This window comes from Niveibacterium microcysteis, assembly GCF_017161445.1.
GTDB classification, from domain to species: domain Bacteria; phylum Pseudomonadota; class Gammaproteobacteria; order Burkholderiales; family Rhodocyclaceae; genus Niveibacterium; species Niveibacterium microcysteis.
The window spans coordinates 2,940,615-2,963,130 of the sequence record NZ_CP071060.1 but is presented as its reverse complement, the minus strand read 5'-3'; the positions used below and the strand labels follow the sequence as shown (position 1 = coordinate 2,963,130).

Sequence of the window (22,516 nt, the reverse complement as noted above, 5' to 3'; positions counted from 1 at the left end):
GCGTTTCGGTGGCGGTCCTGCGGGGCCCGCAGTTCTCCATTGAAAACAATGGCTTGGCCATGCGCGTTGGCCCTGTAGGGATGGTGCGGGTCGAGCCGGCGTGCTGTGGTAGCATTAAAGGTTTCGAGAACCACCGAAAATTACTGGCGGGCTCTCTGTCCTCCTGTGTCTCGCCGTACCGGCGACGCCACGGATAGGTGGCGGGGCGCCCTTCTGTCGTCATCCAAGGAATCAACTGAATGCAGACCAACGAAGTGACGCTTGGCGCACTCGAGCGCCGCATCGACATGTCCGTGACTGTCGCCGACGTCGAACGCGAAGTCGAAGCGCGCCTGAAGAAGCTCTCCCGCACTGTCAAGATGCCCGGTTTCCGTCCGGGCAAGGTGCCGTTCAAGATCGTCTCGCAGACGTATGGTCCGCAGGCGCGCTCCGAGGCGATCGGCGCCGCGGTTGAAAAGGCGTTCGGCGAGAAGGTGCGCGAGCAGAACCTGCGCGTTGCAGGCTATCCGCGCATCGAAGCGAAGCCGGGCAATGCGGCCGAAGTGCTTGAGTTCTCGGCGACCTTCGAGGTGTATCCGGAAATCGCACTGGCCGACATCAGCGGCAAGTCGATCGAGCGCCCGGTCCTGACCGTCGGCGAGGCTGAAGTCGATCGCACGATCGAGATCCTGCGCAAACAGCGCACGACCTTCGAGGCAGCCGATCGCGCCGCCGAAGAGGGCGATCGCGTGACCGTCGACTTCGTCGGCAAGAAGGACGGCGAGCCGTTCCAGGGCGGCACCGCCGAAGATTTCCCGTTCGTGATCGGCGCCGGGAACATGCTCGCCGATTTCGAGTCGCAGGTTAAGGGGCTCAAGGCTGGCGACAGCAAGACCTTCGATCTGACCTTCCCGGCCGAATATCAGGCGCAGGATCTTGCCGGCAAGACCGTGCAGTTCGAAGTTGCCGTGAAGAAGGTTGAAGCGCCGAAATTGCCGGAAGTTGACGGCGAATTCGCCAAGACCCTCGGTGTGGCCGACGGCGACGTCGCCAAGATGCGTGAAGAAGTGAAGGCCAACCTCGAGCGCGAAGTTCGTCGTCGTATCCAGGCGCGCGTCAAGGAGCAGGCGATGAACCTGCTGCTCGAAGCAAACCCGGTCGATGTGCCGAAGGCTCTGGTCGAGACCGAGAGCGCGCAACTGGCTGACAACGCGCGTCAGGATTTTGCTCAGCGCGGCATGGATGTGTCGAAAATGCCGATTGAACCGGCCTGGTTTGCCGATCAAGCGGTGCGTCGCGTGAAGCTGGGCCTTGTGCTCGCTGAAGTCGTGAAGAAGAATGAACTCCACGCCAAGCCGGAACAGATCCGCGCGATGGTCGACGACTACGCGTCGAGCTTCGAGGATCCGGCCGAAGTCGTGAAGTGGTACTACTCGCAACCGCAGCGCCTGGCGCAAGCGGAAGCTATCGTGATTGAAGACAACGTGGTCGAGTGGGTGCTCAAGACGGCGCAAGCGACGGACACTCCGGTTGCTTTCGACGAACTGATGGGCAACAACACCGGCCGCTAAGCGGAAGGGCTATATGAACCGTAACCGAACCAGCGCTTCGTGGCAGTCGGACTGGGAACCCCAGGGTCTTGGTCTGGTGCCGATGGTCGTCGAGCAGAGCGGTCGTGGCGAGCGTGCCTACGACATCTACTCGCGGCTGCTGAAGGAGCGCATCGTCTTCCTCGTCGGCCCGGTCAATGACGCGACCGCCAATCTGGTGGTCGCCCAGTTGCTGTTCCTTGAGGCAGACAATCCGGACAAGGATATCTACTTCTACATCAACTCCCCCGGGGGGTCGGTTACGGCCGGCATGGCGATTTTCGACACCATGCAGTTCATCAAGCCCGACGTCAGTACGCTGTGCGTCGGGCAGGCGGCAAGCATGGGCGCGTTCCTGCTGGCTGCCGGTGCGAAGGGCAAGCGGATCTCGCTGCCCAACTCGCGCATCATGATTCATCAGCCGCTGGGTGGTTTCCAGGGGCAGGCGTCCGATATCGAAATCCACGCGCGCGAGATTCTCTCGCTGCGTGCCAAGCTCAATGACATTCTGGCTCGTAACACCGGGCAGACGGTCGAGCAGATCGAGCGTGACACCGATCGCGACAATTTCATGTCGGCCGAGGACGCCGTGACCTACGGCTTGGTCGACAAGGTGTTGTCGAGCCGGGTTCAGGTCGGCGAGTAAAGAAGACGTAATTTAGCGAGACGCGAGCATGGCTGAAAAAAAGACCGGCGCTGAAAAGCTGCTGTATTGCTCGTTCTGCGGCAAGAGCCAGCACGAGGTCCGCAAGCTGATTGCGGGCCCGTCGGTGTTCATCTGCGACGAGTGCATCGAGCTGTGCAACGACATCATTCGTGATGAAGTCGGCGGTGATGCCACGGCCAAGGCCGATCGTGCGGACTTGCCGACCCCGAAAGAGATCGGTGCGATTCTCGACCAGTATGTGATCGGGCAGGATCCCGCAAAGCGGATTCTTTCTGTTGCCGTTTACAACCACTACAAGCGCCTGCGCCACCAGTCGCGCAGCGATGATGTCGAAATCTCGAAGAGCAATATCCTGCTGATCGGCCCGACCGGCTCCGGCAAGACTCTGCTTGCCCAAACCCTGGCACGTCTGCTGAACGTGCCGTTCGTGATGGCCGACGCGACCACGCTGACCGAGGCCGGTTACGTTGGCGAAGACGTCGAGAACATCATCCAGAAGCTGCTGCAGAAGTGCGACTACGACGTCGAGAAGGCGCAGCAGGGCATCGTCTACATCGACGAAATCGACAAGATTTCGCGTAAGGCGGACAACCCGTCGATCACGCGCGATGTGTCGGGCGAGGGCGTGCAGCAGGCGCTGCTGAAACTGATCGAAGGTACGGTTGCTGCTGTGCCGCCGCAGGGCGGGCGCAAGCATCCGAACCAGGATTTCGTACAGGTCGATACGACGAACATCCTGTTCATCTGTGGCGGCGCGTTCGACGGGTTGGAAAAAGTCATCCGCAATCGCTCCGAAACGGTGGGTATCGGCTTTGGCGCTTCCGTGAAGAGCCGGGACTCCCGCAACGTCGGTGAGGCATTGCGTGCAGTCGAGCCAGAGGATCTGATCAAGTACGGTCTGATCCCGGAATTCATCGGTCGCCTGCCGGTCGTCGCGACCTTGCAGGAACTCGATGAAGCTGCCCTGATCCAGATTCTGGTCGAGCCAAAGAACGCACTCGTCAAGCAATACCAGAAGCTGTTCTCGATGGAAGGCGTCGAACTGGAAGTGCGGCCGACCGCGCTGCAAGCGATTGCACGCAAGGCACTCAAGCGCAAGACGGGTGCGCGTGGGCTTCGCTCGATCATCGAAGCGACGCTGCTCGACATCATGTACGAGCTGCCCGGTATGGAAAACGTGTCCAAGGTCGTCGTCGACGACAGCACGATCGAAGGTACCGGACAGCCGATTCTCATCTACGCTGACCAGCCGAAGGTTTCCGGCTCCAACTGATCCGGCCCTCACAGGTCGGCTTGAAACGCGCACCGGGGATCCCCATATCCCCGGTACTCGCCAAGAAGGAAACGGACATGTCAAGCTTGCCTGACCTCCCCCAGGAACAGATCGAACTCCCGCTGCTGCCGCTGCGGGATGTGGTCGTGTTCCCCCACATGGTTATTCCGTTGTTCGTCGGGCGCCCGAAGTCGATCAAGGCGCTTGAAAATGCAATGGAGGCCGGCAAGAGCATTTTGCTTGTTGCCCAGAAGTCTGCCGCCAAGGATGAGCCGAGCGCCGAGGATCTCTACGAGATCGGCTGTATCGCCAACATCCTTCAGATGCTCAAGCTGCCCGATGGCACGGTCAAGGTGCTGGTTGAAGGGACGCAGCGAGCCCAGCTGAATGCGGTCGAAGACCAGCGCACGGTATTCGTTGCACAGGTTGTGCCGCTCAAGGGCGACGAAGTTCAGAACCATGAAGTCGAGGCCATGCGCCGCGCGATCCTCGCGCAGTTCGACCAGTACGTGAAGCTGAACAAGAAGATTCCGCCGGAGATCCTGACTTCGCTGTCAGGTATCGACGAACCGGGCCGCCTTGCTGACACCATCGCCGCGCACTTGCCGCTCAAGCTTGAGCAGAAGCAGAGCATTCTTGAGCTCGTCAGTGTCATCGAACGGATGGAGCGTCTGCTTTCTCAGCTTGAGACCGAGCTGGACATCCTGCAGGTCGAAAAGCGCATCCGTGGTCGCGTCAAGCGCCAGATGGAGAAGAGTCAGCGCGAGTACTACCTGAACGAGCAGGTAAAGGCGATTCAAAAGGAGCTCGGCGAGGGCGAAGAGGGCGCGGATCTCGAGGATCTTGAGAAAAAGATCAAGGCGTCCGGCATGAGCAAGGAGGCGACCGCAAAGGCGCAGTCCGAGCTCAAGAAGCTCAAGATGATGTCGCCGATGTCGGCGGAGGCAACGGTCGTTCGTAACTTCATCGAGACGCTCGTTGGTTTGCCGTGGAAAAAGAAGTCACGCATCAGCAAGGATCTCGCCGAGGCGCAGAAGATCCTCGACAAGGATCATCATGGCCTCGAGAAGGTCAAGGAGCGGATTCTTGAGTACCTTGCTGTCCAGCAGCGTGTCGACAAACTGAAGGCGCCGATTCTGTGCCTTGTCGGCCCTCCGGGTGTTGGCAAGACCTCGCTCGGCCAATCGATCGCGAAAGCGACAAACCGCAAGTTCGTTCGCATGAGTCTGGGCGGTGTGCGCGACGAGGCGGAAATTCGTGGCCATCGCCGGACCTACATTGGCTCCATGCCGGGCAAAATTCTGCAGAACATGACCAAGGTTGCGGTTCGTAACCCGTTGTTCCTGCTGGATGAAGTGGACAAGATGGGTGCCGATTTCCGTGGCGACCCAAGCTCCGCCCTGCTTGAGGTGCTTGATCCGGAGCAGAACAGCACCTTCGTTGATCACTACGTCGAGGTGGAGTACGACCTCTCGGACGTCATGTTCGTTGCGACGGCAAACAGCCTGAACATCCCGGCGCCGTTGTTGGATCGCATGGAGATCATCCGGCTGTCTGGCTACACCGAAGATGAGAAGGTGAGCATTGCGCAGCGCTATCTGCTTCCGAAGCAGATGAAGAACAACGGCCTCAAGCGCGAGGAGCTGTCGGTAACCGAGGATGCAATCCGCGACATCGTTCGCTTCTACACCCGAGAGGCCGGCGTGCGGAGCCTTGAGCGCGAGATTTCGAAGATCTGCCGCAAGGTCGTCAAGTCGATCGTGCTTCGTGCCCGTAGCAGCAAGATCGTGGTGAACGCCAAGAACCTCGACAAGTACCTCGGCGTGCGTCGCTACATGTTTGGCGTTGCCGAGAAAGACAATCAGGTTGGCCAAGTCACCGGTCTTGCCTGGACCGAAGTGGGTGGCGAGCTGCTGACGATTGAGTCGGTCGTTCTGCCGGGCAAGGGCAAGGTTCTGACGACCGGCAAGCTGGGCGAAGTGATGCAGGAGTCGATTCAGGCTGCGCTGTCAGTGGTCCGAAAGCGCGCCAAGCAGCTTGGCATCGCTGACGACTTCTACCAGAAGAGCGATATTCACATTCACCTGCCCGAGGGTGCGACGCCGAAGGATGGCCCGTCGGCGGGCATCGCGATCGCCACCGCCTTGGTGTCGGTGCTGACCGGTATCCCGGTCCGGGCTGACGTCGCGATGACGGGCGAGATCACCCTGCGTGGTGAGGTGTTGGCAATTGGCGGCCTGAAGGAGAAGCTGTTCGCCGCGGTTCGTGGTGGTATCCGGACTGCGCTGATTCCTGAGGAAAACGTCAAGGATCTTCAGGATCTGCCTCCTGAGATTCGCGACCGCCTGGAAATCGTTCCGGTGAAGTGGATCGATAAGGTGCTGGAGCTTGCGCTGGAGCGCAAACCTGAGCCGATCGACGAGGTTGTCACGGAGGATGCCGCGACGCCGCCGCAGGCTGAGGGTGAGCTGTCGGCGGCGCTCTTGAAACACTGATCCAGCCGCTGGCACTAGAAGAGGGCCGGACACTTTTTGAAGTGTCCGGCCCTTTGTTTTTCTGGCGTCTGACCCTGCTCAGCCTTGCCGCAAAGCGGCTTGACACCGTGCTTTCGGCTCGTTTATAAAGCCCTGACAGGCTTGTGGATGCGTGGGGTGCCGAAACCCGCGCCAGCATTGGCTTGCAGGATCCCATTTCCCACTACCGAAGAATTGAGGGGGCTTTTGTGAACAAATCCGAGTTGATCGAGGTCATCGCAAAGCAGGCCGAAATTTCCAAGGCAGCAGCAGGGCGCGCGCTGGACGCGACGATCGCTGCAGTCAAGCAGTCGCTCAAAAAGGGCAACGATGTGACGTTGGTTGGTTTTGGTACGTTCTCCGTCGGCAAGCGCGCAGCGCGTACCGGGCGTAATCCGAGAACTGGCGCGACCATCAAGATCAAGGCGGCTAAGGTTCCGAAGTTCCGCCCTGGCAAAGCGCTCAAGGATGCGGTAAACTAATTCGCTTTACTGATTGCCGCAGATTTACGGCGGCGCTCAGCAGAGCGGGTGCTTAGCTCAGTTGGTAGAGCGTCGCCCTTACAAGGCGAATGTCGGCGGTTCGAGCCCGTCAGCACCCACCAGCCCTTGGCTGGACAACTAGGCGCGGAGTGGTAGTTCAGTCGGTTAGAATACCGGCCTGTCACGCCGGGGGTCGCGGGTTCGAGTCCCGTCCACTCCGCCAAATCGAGGCGAACGTGAGTTCGCCTTTTTTGTATCCATAACTTTTCTTGGTCCCCCGATCGCAGCATGTTCGACGCAGTCCGCAACAATAAGCGCATTGTCCAGGTGCTCCTGGCGCTCATCGCGATTACTTTCGCGTTTTTCGGCATCGAGTCCTATCTGCAGAATATCGGGCGCGATGATTTTGTGGCCAAGGTTGGCCGTAGCAAGGTCACCCAGCAGGAGCTCGATCAGGCGCTGCGCGAAGAGCAGGATCGTCTGCGTAGCCAGATGGGCGAGGCTTTCGATCCGGCGATGCTGCAGCGCCCTGAACTGAAGCGCTCGGTGGTTGAGGGGCTCGTCAATCAGCGCCTGCTCCACTTGCAGCTGGATGCAAATGCGATGCGCGCTGCACCCGACGCTTTGCGTCAGGCGATCGCAGGCATTCCCGCGTTCCAAGAGAACGGCAAGTTTTCGCCGAAGCGTTACGAGCAGATGCTCGCCGCGCGCGGTTACTCGGTCGATCGATTCGAGTCTGGCCTTGCGCAGGATCTGGCCCAGCAGCAACTGATTGGCGGCCTTGCCCGGTCGGCGATTGTACCGGCGGCGACGATCGATCGTTGGCTTGAGCTTCAGGATGAAAGCCGCGAAGTCTCGATGTGGTCTCTCTCGGCAGCCACTTACGTTCCGCAGGTCAAACTCGCGGATGGCGCTGCCAAGAAGGAATACGAGGCCAATCGCTCGCGTTTCGAGACGCCGGAGCAGATCAAGGTCGAATACGTGCTCCTCTCGCAAGACGAGTTGGCCGCGCAGGCCACGGTGAGCGATGACGAAATCCGCAAGCAGTACGATGCCAACAAGGATCGTTACTCGGCGCCGGAAGAGCGCCGCGCGCGCCACATTCTGATCGAAGCGGCGAAGGATGCCGGCTCATCCAAGCGTGCTGCGGCCAAGGAAAAGGCGGAGGCGCTCCTCAAGCAATTGCAGCAGAAGCCGGATAGCTTCGCCGCGCTTGCAAAAGCCAACTCGCAGGATCCGGGTTCGGCCGCGAATGGTGGCGATCTCGGGTTCTTCGGCCGAGGCGCGATGGTCAAGCCGTTTGAAGATGCTGCGTACTCACTCAAGCCGGGGCAGTTGAGTGGCGTTGTTGAAACGGACTACGGCTATCACATCATCCGTCTGGAAGAGGTGCGTGGTGGCGGTACCAAGTCCTTCGATCAGGCCAAGGCCGAGATTGCGCAGGAACTGAAGCGTGCGGCTGCAGCGAAACGCTACGCGGAAATCGCCGACAGTTTTGGCAATACCGTGTACGAACAGCCGGACAGCCTCAAGCCGGCGGCCGACAAGTACAAGCTCGCGCTGCACCAGAGTGACTGGATCATCAAGGGTAGCAAGGGACCTGCGCCGTTCGACAATGAGAAAGTCATGGCTGCGTTGTTCGCAGCGGATGCCTTGAAGAATCGACGCAATACGGAAGCCATTGACTTGGGTAACAACACGCTCGTGTCACTCCGCGTGGTTGAGCACAAACCTGCGGCAGTGCGTCCGTTCGAAGAGGTGCGTGCAGCCATTGAACAGAAGCTGACCACCGAGGAAGCAATCAAGCTGGCAGCCAAAGATGGCGAAGCGCAGATCGCAAAGCTCAGCAAGGGCGAGGCGGTTGACGCCAAGTGGGGGCCGAGTGGTGCTGTTTCGCGTGGTAAGCCGGGCCCGCTTCCGCTTGAGGCGCTGAAGGCGGTCTTCCGGACGCCGGTCGACAAATTGCCGGCCTATGTGGGTGTGGCGGTACCGAACCAAGGCTTTGCCGTGTTCCGTATCAGCCAGGTGACGAAGCCGCAACTCGCGGCGAATGACCCGCGCCGCACTGCGCTTGCCGGTCAGTACGGCCGTCTGCTTGCAGAAGAGGATCTGCGTGCCTACGTTCAGGCGCTCAAGGATCGCTATTCGGTGAAGTTCAGCGCCAAGGCCTTCGAGGCGAAGGACTGATAGCGTTTCTGCCGCTGAATAGAGAAACGGGCCCAATCGGGCCCGTTTCTTTTTGCCTGTGAGGTGCCGTCAGCGCGACGGCACCTGTTTGGCGACTATTCTGCTGCGGCCAGTGCGGTGGTATTGAAACCGCCATCGACATACATGATCTCGCCTGTGATACCGGAGGCCAGGTCCGAGCACAGGAAGGCGGCGGCGTTGCCGACTTCTTCAATCGTGACATTGCGACGCAGCGGCGCATTCCGTTCGTTGAATGCCAACAGTTTGCCGAAATTGCCGATGCCCGATGCAGCAAGGGTCTTGATCGGCCCGGCGGAAATGGCGTTTACGCGGGTACCTTCTGGGCCGACGCAGGTTGCCATGTAGCGCACCGACGCCTCAAGGCTTGCCTTGGCGAGGCCCATAACGTTGTAGTTCGGCAGGGAGCGAACCGCGCCCAGATAGGACATCGTCAGCAAGCAGCCGTTGCGCCCTTTCATGAGTGGGCGTGCGGCCTTGGCGAGCGCAGGGAAGCTGTATGCGGAGACTTCCTGGGCGGTTCGGAATGCGTCGCGCGAGAAGCCGTCGAGGAAGTCGCCCTCAAGCGCGTCGCTGGGCGCGAACGCGATCGAATGCACAAGGCTATCCAGGCCGTCCCAGCGCTTGGCAATCGCGTCGAACAGGTCCGTGATCTGCGCGTCGTCGGCGACGTCGCAGGGGAAGATCATGTCCGAATCGAACTCTGCCGCGAACTTGCTGATCCGCTCATGGAAACGGTCGTTCTGGTAGGTGAAGGCAAGGTGTGCGCCCTCACGATGCATGGCCTTGGCAATACCGTAAGCAATCGAGCGATTGCTGAGCAGGCCGCAGATGAGGATGCGTTTGCCGGCGAGAAAACCCATATACAGTCTCCTTGTTGCGGACCCGGGATTATATCGGAGGTCCGCGCTGAACCCTTAACCCTGTCACGGCCGCAATGAAGGGCCATTGATACCAGTATATGAATTGCTGGAAGGTATGACGGAGGCCCTCACGAATCAGGCGATCACAGCGAGGCGGATCGAACTGGAATCCGTGCTGCTTGCGGCGGCCCCGTTCTGGCGCGAGATGCCGTTTCGCATCGAACGGCCGCAGTGGGTGGATGCGTTCCCGGAACTTGATGCAGAACTTCAGTGTATGCCGATGGGCGCGCTGGCGCAGCTACTTGGCGATAACAGTGCTTTGGTGCAATGGCTCTCGGATCGTGTGGCGATTCCCGGCTATCGCTCGGGTCTGATTCATGTGGCAGCGCTTGCCCGAGTTGGCGGCAATGTTGAGGCTCGTTCCGCATGGGGTGTGCCCGGGCGAAAGCTGGCGCAGATCGAGGCGTTCGCGAGTGCGGTTGGTAAGCCGCCGGCGGCCGTACTCGAATGGTGTGCGGGCAAGGGGCACCTCGGGCGTCTTGTCGCGATGACCCGTGGTGTGGACGTAACGTCGCTTGAGATCGATCCGGCGCTGTGTCACGCGGGAGAACGATTGGCCGAGCGAGCCAGGGCTGCAGGGCAGACCTTTGTGGTGGGTGATGCGCTAAGGCCAGAAGCCGCGGCGATGGTGGCTGGGCGTTACGTGATGGCGCTGCATGCCTGTGGCGACCTGCATCGCGACCTGGTCAGTGCGGCGGCCGGGGGCGGCGCAGCTGGGGTGGCGATATCTCCGTGTTGCTACTACCGCCTACGAGAGATCGAATACTGCCCGTTTTCTTCCGATTCCCGGTTGCGCGTATCTCGCGATGAACTCCACCTCGCGGTGACCGAGACGGTTACAGCGCCGGACCGCAACGTCCGAGAGCGGGATCGCGCTGCGCAATGGAAGCTCGCCTTTGTGGCATGGCGCGAGGCCTCGGGCGGCGGCTATCAAACTTTCAAACCGGTGCCGTCGGCCTGGATGCTTCAGCCTTTTTCCGAATTCATGGCGCGCATCTGCGATCGGGAGGGGCTAGCGAGTCCGCCGTCGTCGGCATTGTCTGGACTGCTCAAAGAAGGCCAGCGTCGATTCGACGTGATGATGCGGCGATCGGCCGTCCGCCTCGCGTTTCGACGGGTGATGGAGTTGTGGCTGGTCTGCGACCTTGCGACGCCCCTGATCGACGCCGGGTTCCGTGTGTCGATTGACGCTTTCTGTGACCGCATGCTGACGCCGCGCAATTTGCTGCTGAACGCCACGGCGCCGGGCTGACCACCCCTATCTCGGAGCGCCTTCGGGCTTAATTTGTTGGTTGAGTGCCTGTGCTGCGGCCGGCTCTATAGTGACGCGCGTCCGATATGCAAGCCAACGTGAGCGCCAGAAGTAGGCAGCCAGACCCGCTAGGGCAGCGGCAGCCAGCAACCAGAAGGTGACGTTCTCCCAGAAGGCGAGGGGATCGCTGCTAATGCTGAAATGATGTTCGATCGGCTGGCGGATCGTAATCCCGCCGGTGAGGAGGGCCCGCAAGGCTTTTGAGGCGGGCCAGCTGGCCGGGAGCAGGCTGGTCATGACGGCGCCGATCGTACAGACCAAGTCGGCCGCGTTGGCGCGGCTTTGCCTTCCAGGGCGGATATTGCTCTCGGTGCGCAGGAAAAGCGCTGCAACGAGGCTGGCGATAGTGCCGAGCGGTAGCACGATGAGGCCGAGTCCGAATGCGGTGGCTGCCGCAAGGAACGCAGCGCCTTCGAGCGCTGCGATGTGGGACCAGGTTGGCAAGAGCTGCCAACCGAGCAGTGCGGTCGGGATCGCCAAGACCAGAGTCAGCAAGAAAAAACGGCGGCTGCGGGCAAGCAAACGCTCGCCATCGCTCAGGGGCAAAGGGCTGGGCACGGTGCTGATCAATGGAAGCCGTTGCGGATCAGGCCAACGACAATGCCTTCCAACTGAAACTCGTCAGGGTGGGGTTCGATTGGCGCGAAGTCCGGGTTCTCGGCCAGCAAGCGGATACTGCTGCCGCGACGCTCCAGCCGTTTCACGGTGACGTCGTCGCCGAGCCGCGCAACCACGATCTGGCCATTGCGGGCCTCCGGCGTGCGATGAACCGCGATCAGATCGCCATCAAGAATGCCTGCATCGCGCATCGATAGCCCCTTGACCCGCAGCAGATAGTCGGCCGCAGGTGCAAACATCGCGGGATCCACATCGAGGCGCTGTTCGAGGTTTTCGCTGGCAAGAATCGGGCTGCCCGCTGCGACGCGGCCCACCACCGGCAGGCCCGTTTCTTCAAGCAGGCGGATACCCCGTGCTCGCCCTTCTTCCATCGCGATCGCGCCTTTTCGGACCAGTGCCTTCAGGTGTTCTTCCGCAGCATTGGGAGAGCGGAAGCCGAAAGCCTCACAGATTTCGATCCGTGTCGGAGGGCGGCCCTCTGTTCTAACGGTGCGCCGAATCAGGTCGAGGATTTCGGCCTGGCGAGGGGTAAGGTCGGATGCGTGCGTCATGACTGTATTTTTGTACAGAAACAGCTGTTGCGCAAGCGAGCTCAGGGGATCAGGACGGCTGCGCCCTGCAGCTTGCCGTTGCGTAGCTGTGCGAGGGCGTGGTTTGCGCGTGCAAGCGGAAAGCGTGTGACCTCGGTATGCACCGGATGCTGGCGCATGAGTTCAAGGAATGCGGTGCCATCCTGACGGGTGAGGTTGGCGACGGAGCGGATCTGACGTTCGCCCCAAAGTGCTGCGTAGGGAAAGCCCGGAATGTCGCTCATGTGGATGCCGGCACAGACCACCACACCGCCTTTGCGAAGCGCTGCGAGTGCCTTGGGCACCAGCGTGCCGACCGGAGCGAAGATCAGCGCCGCGTCGAGTTGCTCGGGCGCGGCCACGTCCGAATTTCCCGCCCACACCGCACCGAGCGAACGCGCGAATTGTTGGCTTTCGTGATCGTCCGGCCGGGTGAATGCATACACCTCGCGGCCTTGCTGGCGTGCCACCTGGGCGACGATGTGGGCCGCCGCACCGAATCCGTAGAGCCCGATTCGTGTGCCGCTGCCGGCCATGCTGAGCGCGCGGTAGCCGATCAGGCCTGCACACAGCAGCGGCGCCAAGGAGGCGGCGTCGACGCCATCCGGCAGCGCGAAACAGTATCGCGCGTCGGCGACGCAGTGTTCCGCATAACCGCCGTCGATCTGGCATCCGGTGAAGCGCGCCTGATCGCACAGGTTCTCGCGGCCGCTCACGCAATACGCGCATCGGCCACATGTCCAGCCAAGCCAGGGCACGCCAACGCGCTGGCCGCGACTGAAGCCGCCAACGCCTGCCCCGACAGCCTCCACTCGCGCGACGATCTCGTGTCCCGGTACGATGGGCGTGTGCGCTTGCGGCAGTTCGCCGTCGACCAAGTGGAGATCTGTGCGACAAACGCCACAGGCTTCGACGCGAAGGAGCAGTTGGCCGTATGCTGGCTGCGGCACAGCGCGTTCGATTTCGACGAGCGCTTGATTCGGGTGTTGCAGTTGCATTGCGCGGGACGTGCGAACCATGAGACCTCCTGATGTCGGATGCTTGTGGTGCAGCGTGGCTTGATCTAATCCTAGTGGACTTGCGGGCGCATGGCGCAGGAGGTGCGGCATGGAGTGCGGCGTCGGGGCAGATCGACTTCCGGTAGAATCCGGCCCACACCCGGGAGGCACAGCATTGGCTCCGGGCTGCGTCGCGCCGCACTTTGTGCTGCCCGATGCGGACATGGAGACTTTCGACCTGCGTGATGCGACGCAGCGTGGCGTGGTCGTGCTGTGCTTCTACCCTCGTGATGGAACACCTGCCTGTACGCGGCAGGCGATTGAATTCAGCGACCACGAAGACGACTTCATCCGTGAAGGGGCGGCCGTCATCGGGATCAGTCCGGACGATTGCCTGACGCACGCCGCGTTTCGCGATGAGCATGGGATTTCGATCCGCCTGCTGTCCGATCCCGACCTGGAAGTGTGCCGACTCTATGGGGTGCTGCACCGACGTGAGGGCTGTGAGCGCGATACCGTGCGCCGCACAACCATCCTGATCGATCGCGCCGGTGTTGTGCGTCACCTCATTGATGACGTTCAGCTACGTGGGCACGCAGCCGAAGTACTCAAGCTCGTTAAAGAAATAGCAAGGAACAACTAATGGAAATCGTAAAGAACGCCGTCGTGACCCTGAACTACACCGTTCATGACCCGGACGGCAACATGATCGACGACGGCAAGAACCCGCTGGTCTATCTGCATGGTGGCTACGACGCCATCTTCCCGCACCTGGAAGAGGCGCTGCATGGCAAGTCGGTTGGCGAGAAGATCGTCGTCAAGCTTCAGCCGGAAGATGCGTTTGGCGATTACGACGAAAGCCTGGTCATGATCGAGCCGGCCGACCTGTTCCCGGACAACATCGAGATCGGCATGGCGTTCGAGCGCGTCGGTGAAGACGGTGAAGAGGACATGCTTTTCCGCGTGACCGATATCGCCGAGGGCAAGGTCGTGGTGGATGGCAATCACCCGCTCGCTGGCACCGCGTTGGTGTTCGACGTGACGGTGGCGGAAGTGCGTATGGCGACGGCGGAAGAGATTTCGCATGGTCATGTGCACGGCGCAGGTGGTCACCAGCACTGATTGCTGAAGCGCCCGGCTTGCCGGGCGCTCTGCATGCAAGAAAACGGCATTCGGGCCTTGGCCTGGATGCCGTTTTCTTTTGTGCCGCCAGCAGGAAAGTTTCGGGCGCCTGGCAACAAGCGCTCAAGTCGGCAGCCCGGTAACGTCCGCCGCGTCATTGCAGTGTGGCGGGCCGCGTTGTTGGCACCGTGGTGGTGCCAAGTTGCTTGCCTGGAGGTGTCAGGCTTGGGATGTGGCGCGCGGCATTGCTTGCGACCTAGGCGGCGCTTGTCGATTGATATGCGGTGAATGTTGCGCGGAATGCGACTGGAAGTTCGATGTATTGCGTGAGTCGTGAAGAGCAGGGTGTGTCCAGGTCGTCGGATGGCTGCTTTGGCATGAATGCTGCTAAACCCGAAACTTTTACTGGATTCGTGTCTGATGTTTGAACCGATGTTGGATGCTGTAGCGCGGGATCGCGCGATTCGGATGAGTCTTGATGCCGGGTCGGCGCCGCGATGGATCGCGTCGTCATGATCGCGACAAAGCTGGGCTATCTGGCGGCGTTGCTGATGGGCGCGGCGCTCGTCCTGACCGGTTGTGATGAGGTGTGGAACAGCCCATATCCTGCGGCTGAGCGAGAAAAGCGCTTCCTGCACGAAGAGTTCAATTCGCGCCCGAAACACTTTGATCCGGTGCAGTCCTACGTCGAAGACGAAGCGTGGTTTACCTACTCGATCTACGAGACGCTCTACGAATTTCATTACCTCAAGCGCCCGTTCGAGTTGCAGCCGGGGCTTGCTGCCGCGATGCCGAAGGTCAGTTACCTCGACAAACAGGGCCAACCGCTGCCAACGGACGCCCCGGCAGCCGACATCGCACAAAGCGTCTACGAAATACCGTTGAAGTCGGGGGTGCGCTTCCAGCCCCATCCGGCCTTGGCGCGTGATGGCGCCGGCAAGCTGCGGTATGAGGGGCTCGACGATGCGAAGCTGGGCGGGCGTTCGCAGATCACCGATTTCGAGTTCACCGGCACGCGTGAGCTGGTGTCGGAGGACTTCGCCTACGGCATCAAGCGGATTGCGCGTCCGAAGCTGGAATCCCCCTCGCTCGAGCTATTCAAGCAGATCCTTGGTTTTGATGAGCTGATTGCCCAGTTGGAAGCCGACGTGAAGGCCGGCAAGGCGGACCCGGATGGCTGGATCGATCTGCGCAAGTACCCTTTGGCCGGCGTTGAGACGCCTGATCCGCACACGCTGCGGATTCGCCTGAAGGGCAAGTATCCGCAGTTCATCTACTGGCTTGCGATGCCGTTCTCGGCGCCGATGCCTTGGGAGGCGGAGAAGTTCTACGCTCAGCCGGGCATGGCCAAGCGCGAACTGACGCTCGACATGTGGCCGATCGGAACCGGCCCGTTCATGCTCACGCGAAATCGCCCGCTGCGCGAGATCCTGATGGAGCGGAATCCGAACTTCCGCGATCAGACATACCCGTGCGAAGGCGCGCCCGGCGACAAGGAGCGCGGCTTGCTCGACGATTGCGGCAAGCGTCTGCCGATGATCGACGGCGTGAAGTTCGTCTACGAGAAAGAGGCGACGCCGTTCTGGAACAAGTTCCTGCAGGGCTATTACGACTTCTATGCCTCGACTCGCTTCAAGACGATGGCGAGTTTCGATACCGCGCTGCAGATGCAGGGCGGTGGGCTCTCGCTATCTGATGCGATGAAGAAGCAGGGCATCACGCTGAAGACCGAGATCGAACCGGCCACCGAGTACTTCTTCGTGAACATGCTCGACCCGCTGATCGGCGATGGCGGGTCGACGCCGCAGGCGCGTGAGCGTGCCCGCAAGGTACGCCAGGCGATGGCGATCGCGTTCGACATGGAGGAGTACCTGTCGATCATGAAGAACGGCCTCGGCATTCCCATGCAGGGACCGATTCCGCCGGGGATCGCCGGCTACAAGACAGGCGAGGCGGGCATCAACCCCTATGCCTTCACCTGGAAGAACGGTCGCCCCAAGTTGCGCTCGATCGACGAGGCCAAGCGCTTGCTGGCCGAGGCGGGCTATCCGAACGGACGCGACGAAAAAACGGGCGAACCGTTGGTCATCAACCTCGACGTCTACGACGTATTCAAGCGCGAGCAGTTGGAGATCGTCATCAAGCAGATGAAGCGCATCGACATCCAGCTGGTGCCGCGACTGACAGAGTGGAACCGCTGGCAGGAAATGCACCGCAAGGGCGCGGCTCAGCTCTCGTTCTGGGGCTGGAACGCGGACTACCCCGATCCGGAAAACTTCCTCTTCCTCTTCTACAGCAAGAACAGCAAGGCGAAATACCAGGGTGAGAACGTCACGAACTACAACAATCCGGAGTTCGACAAGCTGTTTGAGCAATTCCGTGGCATGGACGTGACTGCAGACCGGCAGCCAATCATCGACAAGATGGCCGATCTGGTGAGGCGCGATGCGCCGGTGCTGGCCGGCTGGCACAACGAGGCCTTCGAGCTCTCACACAGTTGGCTGCGTAACTCGATGCCGGTGCGCATGCTGCACACCAATCGCAAGTACCTCTCGCTCGACGTTGCGAAACGCAATGCGCTGTCGGCACAGTGGAATCGCCCACAGCTGTGGCCGTTGGCGCTGCTGTTCGCGGCAATCGCTGCGCTCGCTGTGCTCAGCGTGCGCCACTACCGCCGCCATGAAGCCCAAACGGCCCGCTCGGAGGCTGCCCAATGATTGCTTACCTCATCCGGCGCCTGCTGTGGGCCTTGCCCACTTTGCTGGGCGTCAATCTGCTCGTCTTTGCTTTGTTCTTCATCGTCAGCAGCCCTGACGACATGGCGCGTGCACAACTGGGCGCCAAACGCGTGACGCAGGAGGCAATCGAACGCTGGAAGGCGGATCACGGCTACAACAAGCCGCTGTTCTACAACCACGACGCGGAGGGCTCGGCGCGGTTTACCGACACCATCTTCGTGCAGAAATCCGCCCGCATGTTCCTGCTCGATTTCGGCAAGAGTGACCTCGGGCGCGACATCAACCATGAGCTGTCTGCGCGCATGTGGCCGTCGCTCGCGCTGGCACTTCCGGTCTTCTTGATTGGCCTTTTTGTTGCAGTCGTCGCGGCAATGGTGTTGGCGTTCTTCCGTGCGACCTGGCTCGACTACTCCGGCGTGATTGCCTGCGTTCTGCTGATGTCGATCTCCAGCCTGTTCTACATCATCGCCGGTCAATTCATTGTCGCCAGGGCATGGAGCCTTGTGCCGATTTCCGGTTACCAGAGCGGCATGGATGCGATGCGTTTTCTGGCGCTGCCCGTGCTGGTCGGCGTGGTGGCGGGCTTGGGCTCGAACGTGCGTTGGTACCGCTCGATCTTCCTTGAAGAAATCGGCAAGGATTACGTGCGTACCGCGCGGGCCAAGGGCTTGTCCGAGGGCGCAGTGCTGTTCCGCCATGTGTTGAAGAACGCAATGATCCCGATCCTTACAGGCACCGTTGTGGTGATTCCGTCGCTGTTCCTCGGCAGCCTGATCAGTGAGGACTTCTTCGGCATCCCGGGGCTGGGCAGCTTCACGATCGAGGCGATCATGATGCAGGACTTCGCCATCGTCCGCGCCATGGTGTTCATCGGCGCCTTGCTCTACATCCTGGGCCTGATCCTGACCGACCTTTCCTACACCCTGGTTGACCCGCGGGTGCGACTGCAATGAGAGATTTCCAGATTGTTGTCCTGTGGTCGGACGTGCTGTTCGCGGTTCTGCTTGCTGCGCTCGCGGCCGGCATTACCTATGCGTTTCGCCATGAGCACCTGCGCCGCGCATGGCACACCGTGTTCGCGAACCGCAGCGCGATGGCCGCGTTGGTGATCCTGCTGGCTTACCTGCTGGTAACCGTGCTCGATTCCTTCCATTACCGCCCCGCGCTCGACCAGCCGGACGGTGCGCCGCAGACCAAGGTGCAGTACTCGGTCGAGGTGCTGTCGGTGTTGGACGTCGCGCTTTCAACGCTGCGCGATACCCGCGAGAAGACCTACTCCGCGCCATTCGCGACGCACTTCTTCGAAAAGCAGATGCTCGAAGCGCCGGACGGCAAGCAATACCGCGACTACCCACGGCTCAAGTTCGGCGGCGCGCACCTCAAGGATCCGGCGGAGCGCGCCGGCGACATTGCTGTGCGTGCCGCATGCGGCGCCGCGCTCGGCGGCCTTCTGTGGCTGCTGGCTATGCTCCCGATCGTGCGGGGCGTTGCGCGTAGGCATGGTTGGACGCTTGCGCGGGCCGCACACGAAGTGCTGCGCGGCGGCACGCAGATTGCATGGGACGGCTTTGCCTGGGCGTTGCTGTTCGTGCTGGTTCTTGCGGGCGTGCTCGGCATCCTGTCGGGCCACTACCATGTGTTCGGCACCGATGCGACCGGCAACGACGTGCTCTACCAGACACTCAAGGCGATGCGCGTCGCGCTGATGATCGGCACCCTGGCCACGCTCGTGGTGCTGCCGCTTGGCATCGGCCTCGGGCTCGCCGCGGGCTACTACCGTGGTTGGGTGGACGACACGATCCAGTACATCTACACGGTGATCAGTTCGATCCCCTATGTGCTGTTGATTGCCGCCGCATCGCTGATGATGACGATGCTGATCGAACGCAACGGGGCGCTGTTTACGACCGCTGCATCGCGCGCCGACGCCAAGCTGGTGGCCCTGTGCGCCATCATCGGCGCGATTTCCTGGACCACGCTGTGCCGGCTGATCCGCGCCGAGACCCTGAAGCTGCGCGAGCTCGACTATGTGCAGGCGGCGCGCTGCTTCGGTGTGTCGAGCCTGCGCATCATGCTGCGCCACATCCTGCCGAATGCCTTCCACATCGTGCTGATCACCGTGGTGCTGGATTTTTCCGGCCTGGTGCTCGCAGAAGCGGTGCTGTCGTTCGTCGGTGTGGGCGTCGATCCGACATCGATCAGCTTCGGCATGATGATCAACAAGGCGCGTGGCGAGCTCGCGCGCGATCCGCTGATCTGGTGGTCGATCAGTGCAGCCTTTGTCTTCATGGTGAGTCTGGTGCTCGCCGCCAACCTGTTTGCCGATGCTGTGCGCGAGGCGTTTGACCCGCGTGCTTTGCCGTCGCGCCGCCGCCTTCGCCTGGGAGCCGCAAAATGAGTCAGGCCCCCGTTGAAACCGTACTCGCGCTGCGCGAGCTTTCGATGCACATCGATAGCGAGCGGGGCGTCGTGCGCGCGCTCGATCGCGTGTCATTCGAAATCCGCGCCGGTGAGACCTTCGCGCTGCTCGGCGAATCCGGCTGCGGCAAGTCGATGACCGCACTCTCGCTGATGCGGCTGTTGCCGCCCGCGGGGCGTGTTGCCGGTGGCGAGGTGCGCATGGGTGGGCGCGATCTCTGCAGCCTGACCGAGGCGCAGATGCGCCGGGTGCGTGGCGGCGATCTCGCGATGATCTTCCAGGAGCCGGGCACCAGCCTCAATGCGGTGCTGACGGTCGGCCAGCAATTGGGCGAGGTGCTGGCGATCCACCGCGGCCTGAAAGGTGCTGCGGCGCGCGCCGAGGCTGTGGCGTTGATGAAGCAGGTCGGTATCCCCGATCCGGAACGCAGACTGACTGAATATCCGTTCCAGTTCTCGGGCGGCATGAAGCAGCGCGTGATGATCGCGATGGCGCTTGCCGGCAAGCCGAAGCTCCTGATCGCTGACGAACCGACGACCGCGCTGGATGTGACAATCCAGGCGCAGGTGCTCGATCTGATGGCGACGCTGCAACGCGAGCAGCGCATGGCGATGATGCTGATCACGCACGACCTGGGTGTGGTCGCCAAGATGGCGCATCGCATCGGCGTGATGTACGCCGGCCACTTGATCGAGGAAGCGCCGCGTGAGCGTTTCTTTGCCAAGCCGGCGCACCCCTATTCGGTGAAGCTTTTTGAGGCGCTGCCGGAGGGGCATCGCCAAGCCGGCAAACTTGCGACGATTCCGGGCTCGGTGCCGCCGCTCACCACTGATTTCATTGGCTGCCGTTTCGCCGAACGGTGCCCGCACGCGTGGGACCGTTGTCGGGGCGAAGCGCCTGCGTGGCACGACTTGGGCGAGGGGCAGCGGGTGCGTTGCCACCTTTACGATGCGGTCGAGGCAGGGCGCCTGGCCGCGCGCTCGGGCGCGGCAGAGCAAGTTGCAAAGCCGGTTACGCGCAGTGGCGATACACTGCTTGAAGTCGAGCAATTGCAGGTGCACTTCCCGATCAAGCGTGGGGTCTTCCAGCGCACCGTGGGCCACGTCAAGGCTGTGGACGGCGTGAGCCTGACGCTGCGCGCCGGTCGCACATTGGCGCTGGTTGGTGAATCGGGTTGCGGCAAGACCACCGCCGGCAAGGCGATTCTTCGCTTGATCGAACCCACCGGCGGTCGTGCCCGGCTAGGCGGGGCCGATCTCGGCGGGCTCGATGGCAAGGCGCTGCGTGCGCTGCGATCGAAGATGCAGATGGTGTTCCAGGACCCGTTCGGCTCGCTGAACCCGCGTTTGCGTGTGGCCGAGATCATCGACGAGGGGATGGATGCGCTGGGCATCGGTGGCGATGCCGACGCACGCCGGCAACGCATCCTCGAAATCATGCGGCTGGTTGGTCTGCGGCCCGAGATGGCGGATCGTTACCCGCACGAGTTTTCCGGCGGCCAGCGTCAGCGTATCGCCGTGGCACGGGCGCTGGCGGTGTCGCCTCAGCTGATCGTGTGCGACGAGCCGACTTCGGCGCTGGATGTGTCGGTGCAGGCGCAGATCCTGAATCTGCTGCAGGAACTGCAGGCGGAGCTGGGCCTCGCTTACCTGTTCATCACCCACAACATCGGCGTCGTCGAATACCTCGCGCATGAAGTGGCGGTGATGTATCTGGGCCGCATTGTCGAGCAGGGTAGCGCCGAAGAGGTGCTCAAATCGCCGCGCCACCCCTACACGCAGGCGCTGCTGGCGGCAGTGCCGCGGGCGGAACTGAGTGAAGCGCAAGCAAGCGCACTGCCGCCGCTGAAGGGTGATTTGCCATCGCCGTCGAACCCGCCGCAGGGCTGTCATTTCCACCCGCGCTGCCCGAAAGCCGGCGACGCATGCCGGCAGGACTATCCGCCCTCCGTCGCCATGTCCTCAACGCATACGGTGGCTTGCCACTTCGCGCGTTGAGCGCGATCGGTCCAGCAACAAGGCACCGTCGGGTGCCTTGTTGCTTTAACGGCGCGCATCGAAGAATCTGCTGCAGTCGGCGAATTTGACAAATCGCTTCTCGCGCTGGCTGCGTGCATAGAAAAGCAACGGGGATTCAGTTGCTTGGCGGCTGGGTACGTCTGATGCTTGTTTCAGGACAAACGCCTTTGGTTGTCAAAGGAGGGTGTCATGAGACGTCTGAACCAAGCAATTGCGGCGCTCGCCGCTGCGGGTTTTGGCCTCGCCGCAGCGCCGGCACAGTCCGCCGCGATCTCTGAATGGGGCTTCACGATCGACTCGGGCTTCATCGCCTACACGGATACCTACGGCGGCACGGCGGGCATCAGTGGCAGCGCGGCCAACGCACGCCTGAGCGCAGAGAACGGCATCATTGGTCTGCAGGGCGGCGGCGGGTTTGATTTTTCAACCGTTGGCGATGTGTATTCGAAGCTCGCCTGGGGCATTCCGGCCAGCGCGGGCGGGCAATCCTCGCTGTCGGTCGGTGCGGCGACGAATGGCCGTGAAACCGGGTCGCTGATGACCAACGGCGGTGAAGTGGCGACCGTCAAGGTGGTGCACAACAACTTCCCGGTCTATGCGCCATCGCTGCGCAGCGCGACCTTGTTCGACATGGTCAATCTGGATCCGTTGGTGCCGGATCTGCCGGGTTTCGATGCGCCGGCTTTGCTTTTTGCGATCCACTTCCTCGAAACGGATAACGACGGTTCCTGCGAAGTGGCGAGCCCGATCCCGTGTAACGACATCTTTGTGATTGATGTGGCGGGCGCCGGTTTCAACCCGGTCGACAAGACCTTCAATCAGACCTTTGCGTACGGTGCTGATCTCTACAACGCCAAGGTCAGGGTGGATGGTGTTGATGTGCTGACGAATGCCGCATGTGGCGCCGTGGGTGTGGCAAATGGCTGCCTTGGCTTCACGACCGTGGAAGGCCTGAGCAACGAGTTCCAGGTGTACTTCGAGATCACCGATAAGCCGTACGAAACGCCAGAGCCGGCTGCGCTCGGCTTGCTCGGCGCGGCGCTGGCCTTGCTTGCATGGCGGCAACACCGCAACGGCAGATGACCGACGGG

18 protein-coding genes and 2 tRNA genes are annotated in these 22,516 nt (G+C 61.6%); 16 read left to right on the top strand and 4 right to left on the bottom strand.

Going from position 1 to position 22,516, the window contains the following annotated elements:
* The first annotated feature begins 239 nt into the window (after window positions 1-239).
* The 8 genes from tig (at window position 240) to JY500_RS13415 (ending at window position 8,690) form a co-directional block, all read left to right on the top strand.
* Window positions 240-1,550: a trigger factor gene (gene tig, locus JY500_RS13450; protein WP_206253113.1), complete on the top strand. Its 1,311-nt coding sequence runs from the start codon at window positions 240-242 to the stop codon at window positions 1,548-1,550.
* 13 nt (window positions 1,551-1,563) lie between these two features.
* The gene (gene clpP, locus JY500_RS13445) at window positions 1,564-2,214 is read left to right on the top strand and encodes an ATP-dependent Clp endopeptidase proteolytic subunit ClpP (protein ID WP_172198688.1); all 651 of its coding nucleotides are present in this window, start codon (window positions 1,564-1,566) and stop codon (window positions 2,212-2,214) included.
* A gap of 28 nt (window positions 2,215-2,242) precedes the next feature.
* Window positions 2,243-3,508 (top strand): ATP-dependent Clp protease ATP-binding subunit ClpX, encoded by a 1,266-nt coding sequence (gene clpX, locus JY500_RS13440; RefSeq protein ID WP_206253111.1) that lies wholly within the window; start codon window positions 2,243-2,245, stop codon window positions 3,506-3,508.
* A gap of 77 nt (window positions 3,509-3,585) precedes the next feature.
* Window positions 3,586-6,003 (top strand): endopeptidase La, encoded by a 2,418-nt coding sequence (gene lon, locus JY500_RS13435; protein WP_172198694.1) that lies wholly within the window; start codon window positions 3,586-3,588, stop codon window positions 6,001-6,003.
* 212 nt (window positions 6,004-6,215) lie between these two features.
* Entirely contained in the window at window positions 6,216-6,503 is a 288-nt protein-coding gene (locus JY500_RS13430; protein WP_281391263.1) for an HU family DNA-binding protein, read from the top strand.
* Between the two features lie 46 nt (window positions 6,504-6,549).
* Window positions 6,550-6,625, top strand: a tRNA-Val gene (locus JY500_RS13425).
* 24 nt (window positions 6,626-6,649) lie between these two features.
* Window positions 6,650-6,726, top strand: a tRNA-Asp gene (locus JY500_RS13420).
* 65 nt (window positions 6,727-6,791) lie between these two features.
* Window positions 6,792-8,690: a SurA N-terminal domain-containing protein gene (locus JY500_RS13415; protein ID WP_206253109.1), complete on the top strand. Its 1,899-nt coding sequence runs from the start codon at window positions 6,792-6,794 to the stop codon at window positions 8,688-8,690.
* A 95-nt stretch (window positions 8,691-8,785) separates the two neighbouring features.
* On the opposite strand, the gene fabI is transcribed toward JY500_RS13415, so the two are convergent.
* A complete protein-coding gene (gene fabI, locus JY500_RS13410) occupies window positions 8,786-9,571 on the bottom strand; it encodes an enoyl-ACP reductase FabI (RefSeq protein WP_206253107.1) in 786 nt (261 codons plus the stop codon).
* 115 nt (window positions 9,572-9,686) lie between these two features.
* Here fabI and JY500_RS13405 point away from each other — a divergent pair, with 115 nt between their 5' ends.
* On the top strand, window positions 9,687-10,883 hold the full coding sequence (locus JY500_RS13405) for a methyltransferase (protein WP_206253105.1): 1,197 nt from the start codon (window positions 9,687-9,689) through the stop codon (window positions 10,881-10,883).
* A gap of 6 nt (window positions 10,884-10,889) precedes the next feature.
* Here the strand turns inward: JY500_RS13405 and JY500_RS13400 are convergent, their stop codons facing one another.
* From JY500_RS13400 to JY500_RS13390, 3 genes are read right to left on the bottom strand one after another with little or no spacing between them, the layout of a single operon-like run.
* Window positions 10,890-11,513 carry a hypothetical protein gene (locus tag JY500_RS13400; RefSeq protein WP_206253103.1) on the bottom strand — a complete coding sequence of 208 codons (624 nt, stop codon included), beginning with the start codon at window positions 11,511-11,513 and terminating at the stop codon, window positions 10,890-10,892.
* Window positions 11,510-12,112, bottom strand: a complete 603-nt coding sequence (lexA, locus tag JY500_RS13395) for a transcriptional repressor LexA (protein ID WP_172198710.1) — start codon at window positions 12,110-12,112, stop codon at window positions 11,510-11,512. Before lexA ends, JY500_RS13400 begins: the two co-directional genes overlap by 4 nt.
* A 41-nt stretch (window positions 12,113-12,153) precedes the next feature.
* The gene (locus JY500_RS13390; protein ID WP_246479625.1) at window positions 12,154-13,149 is read right to left on the bottom strand and encodes a zinc-dependent alcohol dehydrogenase family protein; all 996 of its coding nucleotides are present in this window, start codon (window positions 13,147-13,149) and stop codon (window positions 12,154-12,156) included.
* 202 nt (window positions 13,150-13,351) lie between these two features.
* Here JY500_RS13390 and JY500_RS13385 point away from each other — a divergent pair, with 202 nt between their 5' ends.
* The 7 genes from JY500_RS13385 to JY500_RS13355 all read left to right on the top strand — a co-directional run bounded on the left by JY500_RS13385 (window position 13,352) and on the right by JY500_RS13355 (window position 22,508).
* Window positions 13,352-13,771, top strand: coding sequence for a peroxiredoxin (locus JY500_RS13385; RefSeq protein ID WP_246479624.1), 420 nt, complete (start codon window positions 13,352-13,354; stop codon window positions 13,769-13,771).
* A complete protein-coding gene (locus tag JY500_RS13380; RefSeq protein ID WP_172198717.1) occupies window positions 13,771-14,250 on the top strand; it encodes an FKBP-type peptidyl-prolyl cis-trans isomerase in 480 nt (159 codons plus the stop codon). The genes JY500_RS13385 and JY500_RS13380 overlap by 1 nt, the downstream gene beginning before the upstream one ends.
* 512 nt (window positions 14,251-14,762) lie before the next feature.
* Window positions 14,763-16,967, top strand: a complete 2,205-nt coding sequence (locus JY500_RS13375; protein WP_206253101.1) for an ABC transporter substrate-binding protein — start codon at window positions 14,763-14,765, stop codon at window positions 16,965-16,967.
* Complete coding sequence (locus JY500_RS13370) at window positions 16,964-17,941, top strand: ABC transporter permease (protein ID WP_206253099.1); 978 nt, start codon at window positions 16,964-16,966, stop codon at window positions 17,939-17,941. Before JY500_RS13375 ends, JY500_RS13370 begins: the two co-directional genes overlap by 4 nt.
* On the top strand, window positions 17,938-19,386 hold the full coding sequence (locus tag JY500_RS13365) for an ABC transporter permease (RefSeq protein ID WP_206253097.1): 1,449 nt from the start codon (window positions 17,938-17,940) through the stop codon (window positions 19,384-19,386). Before JY500_RS13370 ends, JY500_RS13365 begins: the two co-directional genes overlap by 4 nt.
* On the top strand, window positions 19,383-21,404 hold the full coding sequence (locus tag JY500_RS13360) for an ABC transporter ATP-binding protein (RefSeq protein ID WP_206253095.1): 2,022 nt from the start codon (window positions 19,383-19,385) through the stop codon (window positions 21,402-21,404). The genes JY500_RS13365 and JY500_RS13360 overlap by 4 nt, the downstream gene beginning before the upstream one ends.
* Before the next feature lie 210 nt (window positions 21,405-21,614).
* Window positions 21,615-22,508 carry a THxN family PEP-CTERM protein gene (locus JY500_RS13355; protein ID WP_206253093.1) on the top strand — a complete coding sequence of 298 codons (894 nt, stop codon included), beginning with the start codon at window positions 21,615-21,617 and terminating at the stop codon, window positions 22,506-22,508.
* Window positions 22,509-22,516: the final 8 nt, after the last annotated feature.

What these genes read in the sequence shown, in the direction of transcription:
- tig (WP_206253113.1), top strand. Translation starts at nt 240, where the DNA reads ATGCAGACCAACGAAGTGACGCTTGGCGCACTCGAGCGCCGCATCGAC.
- lon (WP_172198694.1), top strand. Translation starts at nt 3,586, where the DNA reads ATGTCAAGCTTGCCTGACCTCCCCCAGGAACAGATCGAACTCCCGCTG.
- JY500_RS13375 (WP_206253101.1), top strand. Translation starts at nt 14,763, where the DNA reads ATGATCGCGACAAAGCTGGGCTATCTGGCGGCGTTGCTGATGGGCGCG.
- JY500_RS13405 (WP_206253105.1), top strand. Translation starts at nt 9,687, where the DNA reads ATGACGGAGGCCCTCACGAATCAGGCGATCACAGCGAGGCGGATCGAA.
- clpX (WP_206253111.1), top strand. Translation starts at nt 2,243, where the DNA reads ATGGCTGAAAAAAAGACCGGCGCTGAAAAGCTGCTGTATTGCTCGTTC.
- JY500_RS13390 (WP_246479625.1), bottom strand. Translation starts at nt 13,149, where the DNA reads ATGGTTCGCACGTCCCGCGCAATGCAACTGCAACACCCGAATCAAGCG.
- JY500_RS13380 (WP_172198717.1), top strand. Translation starts at nt 13,771, where the DNA reads ATGGAAATCGTAAAGAACGCCGTCGTGACCCTGAACTACACCGTTCAT.
- JY500_RS13360 (WP_206253095.1), top strand. Translation starts at nt 19,383, where the DNA reads ATGAGTCAGGCCCCCGTTGAAACCGTACTCGCGCTGCGCGAGCTTTCG.
- JY500_RS13365 (WP_206253097.1), top strand. Translation starts at nt 17,938, where the DNA reads ATGAGAGATTTCCAGATTGTTGTCCTGTGGTCGGACGTGCTGTTCGCG.
- JY500_RS13370 (WP_206253099.1), top strand. Translation starts at nt 16,964, where the DNA reads ATGATTGCTTACCTCATCCGGCGCCTGCTGTGGGCCTTGCCCACTTTG.
- JY500_RS13415 (WP_206253109.1), top strand. Translation starts at nt 6,792, where the DNA reads ATGTTCGACGCAGTCCGCAACAATAAGCGCATTGTCCAGGTGCTCCTG.
- fabI (WP_206253107.1), bottom strand. Translation starts at nt 9,571, where the DNA reads ATGGGTTTTCTCGCCGGCAAACGCATCCTCATCTGCGGCCTGCTCAGC.
- lexA (WP_172198710.1), bottom strand. Translation starts at nt 12,112, where the DNA reads ATGACGCACGCATCCGACCTTACCCCTCGCCAGGCCGAAATCCTCGAC.
- clpP (WP_172198688.1), top strand. Translation starts at nt 1,564, where the DNA reads ATGAACCGTAACCGAACCAGCGCTTCGTGGCAGTCGGACTGGGAACCC.
- JY500_RS13385 (WP_246479624.1), top strand. Translation starts at nt 13,352, where the DNA reads ATGGAGACTTTCGACCTGCGTGATGCGACGCAGCGTGGCGTGGTCGTG.
- JY500_RS13355 (WP_206253093.1), top strand. Translation starts at nt 21,615, where the DNA reads ATGAGACGTCTGAACCAAGCAATTGCGGCGCTCGCCGCTGCGGGTTTT.